General features: G+C 48.2%; 11 protein-coding genes. 1 reads left to right on the top strand and 10 read right to left on the bottom strand.

From position 1 onward, the window contains the following. Positions 1 to 2 precede the first annotated feature (2 nt). From E5355_RS10535 to E5355_RS10495, 9 genes are all read right to left on the bottom strand, one after another. Positions 3 to 1,058: a Gfo/Idh/MocA family oxidoreductase gene (locus tag E5355_RS10535; RefSeq protein WP_136010334.1), complete on the bottom strand. Its 1,056-nt coding sequence runs from the start codon at positions 1,056 to 1,058 to the stop codon at positions 3 to 5. Positions 1,059 to 1,378: 320 nt separating this feature from the next. Next, entirely contained in the window at positions 1,379 to 2,395 is a 1,017-nt protein-coding gene (locus tag E5355_RS10530; protein WP_136010333.1) for a metallophosphoesterase family protein, read from the bottom strand. A 38-nt stretch (positions 2,396 to 2,433) separates the two neighbouring features. After that, on the bottom strand, positions 2,434 to 2,913 hold the full coding sequence (gene ispF / locus E5355_RS10525; RefSeq protein WP_005833434.1) for a 2-C-methyl-D-erythritol 2,4-cyclodiphosphate synthase: 480 nt from the start codon (positions 2,911 to 2,913) through the stop codon (positions 2,434 to 2,436). 156 nt (positions 2,914 to 3,069) lie between these two features. Then, positions 3,070 to 4,371, bottom strand: coding sequence for a histidine-type phosphatase (locus E5355_RS10520; protein ID WP_136010332.1), 1,302 nt, complete (start codon positions 4,369 to 4,371; stop codon positions 3,070 to 3,072). A gap of 16 nt (positions 4,372 to 4,387) precedes the next feature. Further along, positions 4,388 to 6,082 (bottom strand): RagB/SusD family nutrient uptake outer membrane protein, encoded by a 1,695-nt coding sequence (locus E5355_RS10515; protein ID WP_136010331.1) that lies wholly within the window; start codon positions 6,080 to 6,082, stop codon positions 4,388 to 4,390. 23 nt (positions 6,083 to 6,105) lie between these two features. After that, the gene (locus E5355_RS10510) at positions 6,106 to 9,054 is read right to left on the bottom strand and encodes a SusC/RagA family TonB-linked outer membrane protein (RefSeq protein WP_136010330.1); all 2,949 of its coding nucleotides are present in this window, start codon (positions 9,052 to 9,054) and stop codon (positions 6,106 to 6,108) included. 302 nt (positions 9,055 to 9,356) lie between these two features. Next, a complete protein-coding gene (locus E5355_RS10505) occupies positions 9,357 to 10,976 on the bottom strand; it encodes a DUF6377 domain-containing protein (RefSeq protein ID WP_136010329.1) in 1,620 nt (539 codons plus the stop codon). A gap of 184 nt (positions 10,977 to 11,160) precedes the next feature. Beyond that, positions 11,161 to 11,778 carry a fumarylacetoacetate hydrolase family protein gene (locus E5355_RS10500; RefSeq protein WP_136010328.1) on the bottom strand — a complete coding sequence of 206 codons (618 nt, stop codon included), beginning with the start codon at positions 11,776 to 11,778 and terminating at the stop codon, positions 11,161 to 11,163. Next, positions 11,778 to 12,434: a redox-sensing transcriptional repressor Rex gene (locus E5355_RS10495; protein WP_136010327.1), complete on the bottom strand. Its 657-nt coding sequence runs from the start codon at positions 12,432 to 12,434 to the stop codon at positions 11,778 to 11,780. The genes E5355_RS10500 and E5355_RS10495 overlap by 1 nt, the downstream gene beginning before the upstream one ends. Positions 12,435 to 12,583: 149 nt before the next feature. Here E5355_RS10495 and E5355_RS10490 point away from each other — a divergent pair, with 149 nt between their 5' ends. After that, complete coding sequence (locus tag E5355_RS10490; protein WP_136010326.1) at positions 12,584 to 12,931, top strand: translation initiation factor; 348 nt, start codon at positions 12,584 to 12,586, stop codon at positions 12,929 to 12,931. 112 nt (positions 12,932 to 13,043) lie between these two features. Here the strand turns inward: E5355_RS10490 and tsf are convergent, their stop codons facing one another. Further along, entirely contained in the window at positions 13,044 to 14,036 is a 993-nt protein-coding gene (tsf, locus tag E5355_RS10485) for a translation elongation factor Ts (protein WP_136010325.1), read from the bottom strand. Positions 14,037 to 14,114 lie beyond the last annotated feature (78 nt).

The raw sequence follows: 14,114 nt of genomic DNA, 5'->3' as shown, positions 1-14,114 counted from the left end.
TCTCAGATACGAACCACACGCTGCATACGGCTACTCTCCCAGGCTGCCTCTATCAGTCGGATGACTCCGACCACCTCCCGAGCGTCGCTCTGCAACGGTTTGCCGCAACGGATATGCTGATAGATATTGTCGTAAAAGGCTGCATAATCACCGGGAAGACTCGGATACGGTTCACGCACGACTTTGCCGTCCCTTTCGGTATGAAGCAGTCCCCAGAAAGATTTGTCTTCCTCGCCCCAGTGCGGAGTGCCGGGCAGCAGCCCCTCGGTCAAGGCCGCTTCCTGAGGGTCGAGACCATACTTCACGTAAGACCCTTCCCTGCCATGAAGAACGAAACGGGGTTCGTTCGCGCACATCAGATAACTGGACTTCAGTGTTATCCTCACTTCGGGCGCTTTCGAGGGACGCAACAAATGGATAATGAAATAATCGTCCACCTTGCCGTCCTTGCGCAACGTGGCAATATCCGCGAAAACAGCTTCGGGCATCCCGAAGAGTTGCACAGCCTGGTCTATGACGTGAGCACCCAGGTTATAGGTCAGTCCACCGCCATCCTTTCCGGTCTCCTTCCAAGTATCCGGCCTGACGAAATTACGGTAACGGGGAAAGGTAGATTCAAACTCCACCAGATGCCCCAGCAAGCCTTCGGACAGTATTTGACTGACTGTCAAGAAATCGCCATCCCATCGCCGGTTCTGGTAAACGCTCAGGGTCAGCCCCCGGCTCGCGGCAAGCGCCACAAGTTCCTCTGCTTCCGCTACAGTAGTGGTGAAAGGTTTTTCCACAATCACATGCTTGCCTGCTTCGAGGGCACGGCGGGCATATTCATAATGGGTGCCGTCCGGTGTGTTGATGACAACCAAATCCAGCCCTTCCAGTCCGATAAGCGCATCAAAGCTCCTCACAATACATGCGTCGGGATACTTCCCGCGGGAGAGTTCCTTGCTGCGCTCCGTAATGGCAGTCAATTCAAAATGGGGGCTGACGGAGATGAAGGGAGCATGAAAAACACGTCCCGACATTCCGTAAGCGGCTAATCCGGTTCTTATCCTGTCCATAAGGCATTCTTTTTTCTTCCGGCAAAATTAATAAAATCAGCCGACACGGCAACTGTTTGCATCAAAATGAATAAAGCCAAAGGTGAATGACGGTAAGGCTGCCACATCCGGACAGAAAGAATAGAGGGGAGGAAAGAGAACACCGGAGGTGAAGAGAAGGAGGGCTATTGCTCTTACTGCACGAGATGCCCATCTCACACTGTTCGAGATGTACATCTCATGCAGTATGAGATGGGCATCTCGTACAGTAAGAAGAGTAATGCTTGCAGCGAAGGGGCATAGACTTCGGGCTATCAGGAAACCACCCTCGCGGGGCAGACCTATTCCGTCACCAACGGGCGCTTACGCCAGTCGTCCTTCACATAGCTGTCGGGGTAGACCGTCTTATCAACGATTTCGCCACCTTTCAGACGAATCCAGGTAGTGAAAGTACGGGCGCCTTCCTTCATCACAATGACACGCGCACCGTTGGACAGATGGTTGTACTCGGTATTCCCACCGGTGAAACGGCCGTAAGCCAGCAGAATACCCTTCCACATTACGGCATAATCGTTGTCATGATCGTGTCCGACAAACATACCCATCACATCACCGGCCTCTTTCATAGCAGTGAACATACCCGTATTCAGTACCGGGGCACACGCCTTTTCCATGCGGGTACCTATCAGTATGGCGTTCTCGTCGGAAGCGGCCTCGTTATATTCCGGCAAAGGAATGTGGAAGAATGCCAGTGCAGGCAAAGGTTGTCCGCCGTTCTTTGCTTTATAAGCGGCACTCTGCCGACGGTACCAGTTCACCTGGTCGAAAGTGAGCCAGTCGTATCCCTTTACGTCGGGCAGTTTGGAGTAGGAATGGGAATCCAGACAGTAAAGCAGGGCTGCGTCCTTTCTGCCGTCCGAGGACTTCAGGGTGAGGACACAGTCGGGCGATTCCACTCCGCCACGGTCGGGCTGGATATTGAAGGGGATGGAGCGGATGACGTCATAGAGTTCGGCACGTGTCTTTCCCTGCTCGTTGTCGTGGTTGCCAAAGGTTACGACAAAAGGAATCTTACGGTCTGCAGCATAGGAAAGCACCTTACGCATGGCCGTATCGGCAGGTGCGGCATAGACTACATCACCGGTAAAGACTACCAAATCGGGGCGCTCGGCATCAAGCACTTCGCCGATACGCTTCAAAGCGATGTCCGAAGCCGGATTGCGATACTTGAAGTGGACGTCCGTAAACTGGACGATTTTAAACTCTCCGTTCTTGTCGAACTGCAAAGGCGATACTTGTGCCGGGCAGAACAAGAAGGACAAGAGTGCAAGACAAAAAGTCAAGGAGATTCTCTTCATATAAGTGGATGATTAAATTGAGTTGATATTATTTCATGTCATTCCTTCACTATCAATACAGTGGCATAGGCGGATATACCTTCCTCCCTGCCCGTAAAGCCGAGTTTCTCCGTGGTGGTGGCCTTGATGGAGATGTCATCCTCGTCTATTCCCATCACCGCGGCAAGCGTACGTTGCATTTCGGGAATATAGGACTTCAACTTAGGCCGCTCAGCGCAGATGGTAGCATCAATATTACCCACCAAATAGCCTTTAGCAGCTATCAGTTCTATTGTTTTCTTTAACAGAATCTTGCTGTCTATATTCTTGAACTCACCGGCAGTATCGGGAAAATGATAGCCGATGTCGCGCATATTCGCCGCTCCCAGCAATGCGTCACAGATAGTATGGATGAGCACGTCTGCATCCGAGTGCCCCAACAATCCCTTTTCATGTTCCAGGCGGATACCGCCCAGCCAAAGCTCGCGCCCTGCCACCAGTTGGTGGACATCAAAGCCGAAACCTACACGTATCTTCATATCGTTACTTCTTTAAGTTGATACGAAAGTACGGAAAAAATAGGAACAAGAGAAGGAACAAGACACAAATTGCACGGATTACGCCGTTTTTTGCTCCCCTTGTGGAAAGAAAATCGAACGTAAACCGTGCAATCGGTATGGAGTATGAAGAATATGTTACGGTCTGTCGGGCAGACTGTCTACAATTCCTTTATAAAAAGCTCTCACATCTTGCCAGTGATAGAAAGGAGACATATCCGTCTTCACCGGGATACTTACTTCATGCTCGTGCAGCAACAGTTTTACAATCACATCTTCCGGCGAGCCTTTCTTGCGGAAGAACACCAGCTGTATATTTCCTGCCATCGGCGCAACCTTGTAGTTGCACCACGCCTGATAGAACTTATCGGGGTCGGCCTCCTCGTTATAGCAGTTCTCCAACTTCATCAATCCTGCCAGGGGGATAATGTTTCCATCATGTGCAAAGCGGAAAGTAGCCGAGTTTCTACCCGAAGCAATAGCCTCGTCGGCAGCGTCAATGATGTTCTCCAGAGTCGGTTTGGCGTTTGCCACCATCAGTCCGTTGGTCATGGGCGAGGGACCGTCGCACACGTAGTTCTTGTAGTTGTGTATCTGCCAGATGTCGAACAACTCCTGCTTCTCAAAAATATCATAGAACGATACTTCCTGCTCCACGTCCTGCATGTCCGAGGCTATCGCATAAAGACCGCGCATCAGTTCCTCCGGATTCACACGTTTATGGACAAACTCTTTATCGGAGAAAAGTGAGTTCATCAGACGTTCGGGACGAACATGGCTCTTCTCGAATTTGCGGAACTCCTCGTACCAAGGGCCCTTGTGCGAAGTGAACTTCATGGCTTCCTGCGTATGAAAGTTCAAGTAAGGCATGTATTTGTTGCTGGATTCACGCTCAATCTTCAGCTGGGGATTGAATTCCTTCAGACGTTCGCAGAAGGCATCCATACTGAGTACGCAACGTATTACGAGTGTAGCACATGCCGACATCTCCGGCGCACCTTTAAAGACTTCGGGAAATGCCTGATACATACGTTCGGCAATACCGCGCTGCTGATCCACGCCCACTGGGCTCAAGTCTCCACCGCGTCCTTCGGCATCTGCCCAGACAATAGCCAACCGCTTGCGCACATCTTCGCCCAGCGGAGTAAGTTTACCTGCCTGATGTGCCTTTTCAAACACTTCCATCACACGGATATACTCCTCGTCAGAAATCAGCCAGCGCGAGCCATGACGTCCGAAGTGACTGATATAGAAAGGCTCGTAACCCTCCGGTGCCTTGGTCTGTACACCCGGTGCCGGATAGGCATAATACACTCCTCCGGTAACGGCAATGTTATCGAAGATTTCTTCGCGCGTGGCTTGTGCATACGACGATGTATGCACAGCCGATGCGGCAAAAAGAATGGTAGAAAAAACGGTTCGTTTCAATCTAAAATTCATAGGATAATAAAGCTCTTCAGTTCAAGAAATCAGGATTTTGTGTCAAATTAGGATTGGTGGTAAACTCGTCCTGCGGAATGGGGAAGAGGTTGTATTTGTCGTCCACATCCTTACCCATGTAAGAACCTGCCACGCCATTGTCACTACCTTTCCAGTCCCAGTTATATCCCTTGGTGAACTTACCAAAACGAATCAGGTCCGTGCGGCGAACCAGCTCCATGTGCAACTCGCGGGCACGTTCATCCAAAAGGAAATCAAGATTCAACCGGCTGTCGCTGATGCGTCCCGATACGCCATTACCGTATTTGCCGGACAAGTAGGCACGGTCTCTGATTTCATTCACATACTCCAACGCTTCAGTACGCGAACCGCCTTCGGCACCGCGCAGAATAGCCTCAGCCGCCATCAAGTAAGCATCTGCCGTACGGAATATCGGATAATCGACAGAGGAATACTTCGTGCCGCCCGGTTCCAGTTCGCTGCCATCTTTGCGCACGTTTCTCCACTTGATGCAGGCGTAGCCGTTATTAAAGTCGCTCTGGAATTCCTTGCCTTCTACCCACGTTTCCTTGGTGTGGCCGATAGAGAAGAATTGGGCACGCTTGTCTTTCTTGCCGTTCCCCCAGATGTCGTCTGCCACAAAAGTCTGGTCTGCTTCTTCGAACATGTCCACCAGCTGTGTCTTTACGCGGGCATTGCCCCAGGTGCCGTTCACACCTATCCGGATATAGTTGCCCATATCTCCATTCATCAACGCCTTAATCAAGAAGTTAGTACCTGCGCTGCCTTGCGCATAGTCTGCATCCTGCACCAAGGGCCAGATGATTTCGGAACAAGTTTCATTGTCTGCCAGGAAGATGTGGCGATAATCGGAGGCCAGCGGATAATTACCTTCCGTAATTACCTTTTTGGCATATTTGTATGCGTTTGTGTATTCATTCTTTCCTACCCAAGTTTCGGCATTCAAGTAAACACGTGACAGCAAGAACCAGGCTGCTACACGGTCCACACGGGCATATTCGTTCTTTTTGGGTTCTTTCAGCAGGGTGGTCAATTCTTCCAGTTCGGACACCACAAAGTTGTAGATTTCCTCGCGAGTGGCTTGCTCGGGCATGTCACCTACTTCCATCGTTTCGTCCACGAAGGGTGTAGAACCGTAAAGGTCGCAGAGCATGCTGTAACTATAAGCACGGATGAAGCGGGCTTCGGCACAATAGTATTGATACTCGTCTTTCAAGGCTTCATACACACCTCTCTCCTGCAATTTGCCCTCTGTACATTCACGCAGGAACTCGTTGCAATAGTTGATGGTCATGAAAAGACGGTAATAAGGATAACCCACAATCTCGGTAGAAGCATCCCAATTCAAGTAAAGCATGGCACGTACACCCTTGCTGCCACCGGACTGGAATACGATTTCGTCCGTACAAGCTTCCTGCAAGTAGAACAAGGCACGAGTATAACCGGAATATCCTTCATCGATGCCCGACACATCACCGTCTCCTCCGTCACCACCCTTCTGCCCTGTCTGTATCAGGGCAGCATAACACTTGGCAATCATGCCGATATAGCCCTCGGGAGTAGAGTACACCATCTCACCTGTCAGTTCGTTATCATCCAGCGGCAATGTATCCAGGTCGCCCAGGCAAGAAGCAAAAAGTGACACGGCCAGCAAACATACTGTTACTAATTTGAAATATCTAGCTTTCATAATCATGTATCTGTTTTTAGTCATTAAAAATTAAGGTTAACTCCCAGCATGAACGTACGCGGACGCTGATAGATGTTTTTATCGATTCCGTCATAAAGCTCCGGATCGAGACCGGAGTATCCGCTCAAAGTGCATACATTCTGTACGGCGAAGGAGAGACGGAGCGATGTCCCGTCGTTCCACAGTTTATTGAACGTATGACCGATGGTGATATTGTCTATACGGAAGAAGTTGCCTCTCTCCAGGAAATGGTCGGTGAACTGGCGGTCTTGCGTAAACTTGTTTTCGAGCGTAGAACGCAGGATGTTGCTGGAAACGCCGTTGCTGCCATAGAGTGCATCCAAGGAGTTGGAAGCAGCCACATAGTTATAGACATAGAAACCGAAGCTACCGTGTCCGTTGATGCCCAAATCCCAATTCTTGTAGGACAGACGGGTGGACAGACCGCAATAGTAAGGGGCCTTGGAACTCTTACCGGTGACGTACTTGTTAGAGTCTTCTTCGCTAGAAGTGATGGAGCCGTCTTTGGCAATGTATTTACCGTCCAGCGGCTGTCCGTTTTCGTCATAAGCTTGCTTCAGTAGATAGTAGGTATTCGGAGTCTCTCCTACCATGTGTACTTGCAGATAGCGGCCTGTACCTCCGGCGTTACCTGTCTTTACGTAGTTGCTCTCGTTGTCGATGGTGTTCAGCTTGGTAATCTTTGAGGCATTCCAAGTGAAGTTACCGCTGATGTTCCATTCCCAATCTTTGGTCTGGATGGGAACCAAGTTCACACCGATTTCAAGACCTTTGCTTTCCATATCACCGATGTTGGTTTCGATACGGTTGGTGAAGTTACTGCCGGCAGGTACAAAAATGTCGTTCAGCAGGTCTTTCGTGTTACGCCAGTAGTAGTCAATCGTACCCGAGATGCGGTTGTTCAAGAAACCGTAGTCGATGCCGATGTTGTAAGTTTCCGTAGTCTCCCATTTAATGTTGGGATCGTAGCCGTTGGGGCGGTAGGTGGTGTACCACTTGTTACCGAACAAGTATCTGGACTCATCGTAAGATGCAGTATAGGTGGACAAATGCTGGTAGTAGGAACCGATGGACTGCTGGCCGGTCTGACCGTAGCTCAAACGGAGTTTTAGGTCGGACACTACTTTGTTGTCTGCCAAGAAAGCCTCATCGTTCACACGCCATGCAGCGGCTACGGAAGGGAAGTAGCCCCAACGGGTCTCGGGCGAGAAGCGAGAAGAAGCATCGGCACGTAACGTAGCAGTCAGCATATAACGCTGTTTCCAAGAGTAGTTCAATCGACCGTAGAAGGAGAGCAGGTAGAGTTCAGCTTCCTCGTGCTTGGGAGAGGTAAGATCCTCACCCTTGGTGTCGGTAGTGGTATCATGGTTCTTGTACCAGAAACGTTGCCAGCCGTAACCAGCCATGGCATTGAGGTTATGGTCGTTGAAGTCTTTGGCATAGTTGGCATAGAAGTCGAGTAGTGTATTGCGTTTGTCGCTATGATATGTATAACGCTTTCCGGTACCATCCTGTTCGTTGCCGGTGTACATGGCGGGGGCCAAGTCAGGCATGTTATCGTGTTTGTCTTCCGTCAGGAAATCATACCCCACGTTCAGGTTCAGTCGAAAGTCTTCAAAACCGTGTATTTTATAATCGAGGGCAATATTACCGATGGAGCGTTTGGTCTTGTTCTGCTTGTCGGCAAGTTCCAAGTCGGAGACGGGATTTGAGGCAGCTAGCGTGATGGGGGTATTACTTGCACCCATCCACATATAGTACCCCAAACCTACATTACCGTCATAGTTCTGATATACAGGGCGTGTAGGGTCGAAACCTACGGCACTTCCGATGACACTGGTGGAAACAGGCTTTTCGTCCTCGATGCTACCCTTGATATTGATGTCAACAGAGAGATGCTTGTCGAAGAACTTGGGCGACAAACCGATACTGGCATTGAGGCGCTGGTAGTTGTTGTTTTTCAACGTACCGTTCTGGTTAGTATAGCCCACGGACACGCGGTAAGGCATATTCTTCAAAGCACCAGTTATGGAGAGGTTGTGGTCTGTACCCATTGCCACGCGGTAGATTTCATCCTGCCAGTCGGTATTGACATCACCCAGCTTGAAAGCCTCCGGAGCATTGGCATACTTGGCAAAGGCTTCGCGATATTCGGAAGCGGAAAGTACATCCAGTTTCTTATACACATTGCCCACCGTCACGTTGGCACTGTAGCTGAAAGAGGGACGTGAAACACCGTCGGTGTTTCCTTTCTTCGTAGTGATAATGATGACACCGTTGGAGGCACGCGAACCGTAGATGGCTGTTGCCGAAGCATCTTTCAATACCGTAAACGAAGCAATGTCATTCGGGTTGATAGAGCTGATGGAGGCGTTGCTGACAGGCACACCGTCGATAACTATCAGTGGGTCGTTGTCTGCTGACAAAGAAGCTCCCATACGGATACGGATGGTGCCGCCGCTGCCCGGAGCACCACTGCCCGGTACAATGTTCACACCGGCAACCTTACCCACCAGAGCGTCTTCGGCAGTCAATTGCTTTCCTTTGTTCAGCTCGTCCGGCTTCACAGTTAGCAGAGAACCAGTGACATCTCCTTTCTTCACTTGACCGTAACCGATTACAACGACTTCGTCCAGCATCTCCGTGTCTTCCTGCAAAGTGATGACGAGCGGTGTATTGCTGCCGGTAACCGTCAGTTCCTGGCCCTTAAAACCGATACATGTAATGGAGAGAATATCATTGACGGCAGCTTTCAAAGTAAAGTTACCGTCCACATCAGAGATAGTTCCCACAGAGGTACCCTTTATCAAGATGTTAGCCCCAATCAGTGGTTCGCCTGTGTGGTCTTTCACATGTCCTTTCACTGCAACATCTTGTGCCGAAAGTGACAAAGACAAGAGTAATCCCAGCAACGGGAGAATACTCTTTGCGATTTTAAGCATGTTTTTCATATAATACAATATATAGTTAATAAAAATAATGTTTGCCAAGAAAAGGAACCAAGCACGCCCGGTTCCATGCAATCCTTATACCCAATCTTCTTAACTAATACTTATCAAAAAACTACAGTTAACTTTAATCTTTTGTCGATGTTGCAAAGGTATATGATTAACTGTCCCGCGAAAAAGGCGAGTAGAAGCTTAAAGTAGACGCAAGCAGATTATCTTTATCTATAAAGCCTTAAAAAACAACATATTGTAAAAATCAGCAGAAAGTAAGAAAGTAGATTCACATAAAGGGCATAGGAGGAGTTTTACCCTATTTTCTGCACCATATTCAAGAAATCTTCTTTAGAAAGGAAGGATTTGCTCCGCACTTTCAAGCGGTAATTATATACGGTCTGCGAAGAGTAATGCAGGAAGGTGGCAATCTTTCCGCTATCTGAAATTCCCAACCGAATCAAGGCAAACACACGGAGTTCCGGAGTCAGCAGTTCGCCCTCTTTAGGATAGATGCGCTCGTTCTCCTGCAAAAGGTTATTAAAGTCGTTCACAAACTTAGGATAGAGTTTCAGGAAGACGCTGTCGAACGTATGGAAGAATTCTTTCAACTCGCCGGTGACAAAGGTGGTGGAGTGGATGGTTTTCACCAGGTCGTCCAGCTGCCCGGCCTTCACTTTCCTTGCCAGCATCTTGCGGAATTCTTCCTGCTTGTCTATATAGACGGAACACATGTTGAGGACGTAGCCGATGTACTCCTCCTTCACACGGTTCGACTCCTGCAACCGAGCATTCAGTTCCTGCAAGTCACCGTTGATGTGCTTCAATTCCTTGTTCATGTCATCCATGGTCTTTCTGGCAAGGGAAAGGCGCTTCATCTGATGATAAATATAGACCAAGGCCACCAGCAATACTGCCGCCAGGATGGATATCCATATAAATAAGGTGACCAGCTGTTCTTTTTCCTCATGCAACTTGGCCTCGTAGGTGGAGTTGATGACGGGCAACATCCCCGAAATCTCCATCGTACGGTAGCGAGCATTACAGAAGGTAGCATCTTGCATGGAGCATTCCATATAGGTATACGCACGTTCTATGTCGCCCTCGCCATAGAGCAGGTTGGCAAGTTTCCAAAGCGAAATGTATTCCTTTGTTCCGCTTTGCACGTCGGCTATTGCCGAGATGGTAAGATATTTCTTTTCCTGCTTGTGGTCTCCTTTGGCACCATAAACGCTTGCCAATGCAACAGAAGGAATGGCAAGGCTGAAGTCCTTCTGGCTATGGATATCATAGCAACCCTCCAAAACACCTATGGCTTCGTCATACTTACCCTCATACAGTAGTTTGTCGCCCAAAGTCAGTTGATAGCCTTGCGAATCGGGACGCTTCACACGCAGAATGGAGTCTTTGTACTGATATGCCAGCCGGGAGTATGACGCCTGCAATTCTTCTGAAAAAGCATAGGATGCCATCAGCGTGTACACTTTATGATAAAGATTATAGTAGTAGAACATATCTATCGCACCCAGTTCCTCCTGGGGAATGTCTTCCAAAATTTCCAGTCCTTCCTTATACATTCCTGTACCAATCATCACCTCTGCCACACGCATACGGGCAGAGTAGAGATGCGATGCTACGGACATACGCTGGGCTACTTCCACGCAACGATTTGCTGCCCACAAGGCAGAGTCCATGCGGTAGGCGCTGTATTTGCCGAACAACTCCTGGTAGATTTCCAGTAATTCCGCATCGGAACGGGTAGCCTTCAGCTGGCACTGCAAGGCATTAATTTGAGACTGACGTTCCAGTGTATATCGTTCACGCCCCTGCACAGATGCATCAAGCACCCGAAGCAATGAATCCACCTCTCTATCTTGGCAGAATAAAGGCATAGTGCAAAACAAAGCGAAAAGGATGGCAAACAAACGTTTCATGCAGTACGGTTTCTCTGTCTATAGTTCAAGATTACATCACAAAAGTAAACATTTACCCGTTGATTACAAAGTTCTTTGGACAAAAGATGTTTGGACGAAATTAGTAAAGGGGTACTTTAGCTTTATAAAGCAGAAGTTTAGTAAGCTAACATAGAGGTTTACGGACAAAAATCCCGAATGCTGCTCAGCGGATATTGAAGTCAAGTACTTTCTCTTCCCCAAGATAGCCCTGCAAATGCTGGCCGATGCTGACGGGACCTACTCCCACAGGGGTACCCGTGAACAGCAAGTCACCGATTTTCAAGGTCATGAAGCGGCTGACATAAGCAATGATTTCATCTACCTGAAAAAGCATATCCGATGTATGACCGCGTTGCACCTCCTTATCATCAATCGTCAAATGGAAGTCCAAATTCTGTACATTGCCGCCCACTTGTTCCAAAGGGACAAAGGTGCCGATAGCTGCCGAATTGTCGAAACCTTTGCAAAGCTCCCACGGATTACCCGCCTCACGGAACTTACGTTGCAAGTCGCGTGCTGTGAAGTCGATGCCCACCGTCACCGCATCGTAATAGCGATGCGCAAAACGGGGTGCAATGTTCTTTCCCAAACGGCAGATGCGTACGACCACTTCCGTCTCGTAATGCACCTCATCAGAAAAGTCGGGGATAAAGAAAGGCTTGCCATCTTTCAGAATGGCCGAATCGGGTTTCAAGAAAATAACCGGTTCATTATTCTCGTGTGTATGTCCCAGCTCCTTGTTGTGCAGAGCATAGTTCATTCCTACAGCAATAATCTTCATTACTTGATTTCGTTAAAGTTCAGTCTGTTAAACATTACAGCCAGATGGGCATAAAGGGAAGTATTCTGCACAACAATATTCTCAGGAACACGGATACGGAACGGAGTGAAGTTCCATACGGCCTTGATGCCGCCCTCTACCATGGAATCCGTTATCTGCTGGGCTATTTCAATAGGTACCGTCAGCACGCCTATATTGACATCGTACTCCTGCATCTTCTGCTTGAACTTGTCCGAGTGATAGATGGGGATGCCACTCAACGTAGTACCCACCAGTTCGGGCTTCACATCGAAAGCAGCCACAATCTCCAAGCCGAAATGGCTCAGACCCGAGTCGCGCAGCAAGGCACCTCCCAAACTTCCTACACCAAACAGAAAGGCTTTGTGCATATTTGTAAATCCCAAAAAATCCTCCAGTACAGCTATCAGTGTATCCACTTCATAGCCCACACGCGTACGCCCCGAGATATTGACATACGAAAGGTCTTTGGCAATCTGTGAAGCATCAATATTGATTTCCTTGGAAATCTGGGTGGATGATACGAATCGCTCCCCCTTTTGTTTCAGCAACTTTACATTGGAAAGATACCACGGAAGTCGGCGCAAGGTAGGCTCCGGCACCTTCATGGTTTCTTTTTTCTGTAACGTACTGCTCATAGTTCCTTATTTAAGTTCTCAATATTGTGATTGACAAAAGTAATGCTTTTTTCTAATCCGTGATACGGATGCAACAAAAGCTTAACATAATTTCTAATTGCATAATTCCACACAATATTGTACTTTTGGAAAGTCTAAAAGAAAGAAATATGAAAAATAATGATTGGAAAGACCGGTTGAATATAGTCTATTCCACCAATCCGGACTACAACTATGAGATGAGCGACGACAAGGAGGAAACTACCCTTCCCCACACACAACAACGCTTGCGCGTACAACTGGACCGCAAGAACCGGGGTGGCAAAGTCGTCACCCTTGTCACTGGCTTCGTGGGCACCGATAATGACTTGAAAGAACTGGGCAAATTGCTGAAAAGCAAATGTGGAGTAGGCGGAAGTGCCAAAGATGGAGAAATCATCGTGCAAGGCGACTTCAAGCAGAGAGTCATCGAACTGCTGAAATCAGAAGGATACACGCAGACCAAACCCGTGGGATGAACTCAAGCATATCCTCCGCTTCAAAACAACCGAAAAGACACAAAAAAAGTGACCGTTCAGGATTTACTCCCAATACGGTCACTTCTTTTTATTAAATCGTTTCTAAGCGGAATTATTCAGCACGCAAAGTAAAACGCTTGAAGTCAACAACCTTCAATTCAGGATCAGCTTCCTTCAATACTTCTCTAACTGTCTTCTTACCGTCCATGATGTCTTCCTGGTTCAGCAAGCAAACTTCCTTCAAGAACTTGCCAAGACGACCCTTAGCAATATTCTGAATCATTTGTTCAGGCAGGTTTGCAGCCTTCTCGGCAGAAACAGTAGCAATGATTTCCTTTGCCTTTGCCACGTCTTCAGCAGTAATCCAGCCTTTAGCCATGTTGCTTTCCATGTGGTCTTCGCTGTCCACGTGAGCCGGATTGATACCAGCCTTTTTCAAAGCAGCTTCAACAGCCTTCTGTACTTGTTCAGCTTTTGTCTTTTCGATAGCAACATCAATTTCCTTCTGTTTGATTTCTTCAGATACGCCGTCTTCGTCTACTGCAATCGGACTCATAGCAGCAATCTGCATGGCAACCTGCTTAGCCAATCCTTCTTCAACAGCCTTGTTGAAAGCAACGATGGTGCAGAGACCGTTTCTGTTCATGTGGTTATAGACTACAGTGCTTGCGCCTTCTACAGTCATGTAACCATCCAACTCCATCTTCTCGCCAGTGATACCGCTACGGTCTGTTACTGCATCCTGTACAGTACCGTTACCCATCGGCAGAGCTTTTACTTCGTCCAAAGTCTTGCACTTGTTAGCTACGGCAAGGTCTAGAATATCTTGAGTCAGTTTCACGAAATCAGCATTCTGAGCCACGAAGTCAGTTTCGCACTTCAGAGCGATGACAACGGCAAAGTCACCCGTAGTCTTAGCCAGCACACAGCCTTCAGAAGCCTCGCGGTCTGAACGCTTAGCTGCAACAGCTTGTCCCTTCTTACGGATAATTTCCATTGCCTTGTCGAAATCGCCTTCAGCTTCTGTCAAAGCATTCTTGCAATCCATCATACCAGCACCGGTCATCTTGCGGAGCTTGGTTATATCAGCCATACTTACAGCCATAAAATCTTTCTATTTTAATTGTTAATAATATCTTTATAAAGTAATTGAGAGCTGAGAATAGAGAATTGAGAATTGCTG

This window comes from Bacteroides muris (ex Afrizal et al. 2022), assembly GCF_004793475.1.
Taxonomy (GTDB): domain Bacteria; phylum Bacteroidota; class Bacteroidia; order Bacteroidales; family Bacteroidaceae; genus Bacteroides; species Bacteroides muris.
Note: the sequence above shows the minus strand (reverse complement) of the source record. Positions and strands in the feature narration are given on the sequence as shown.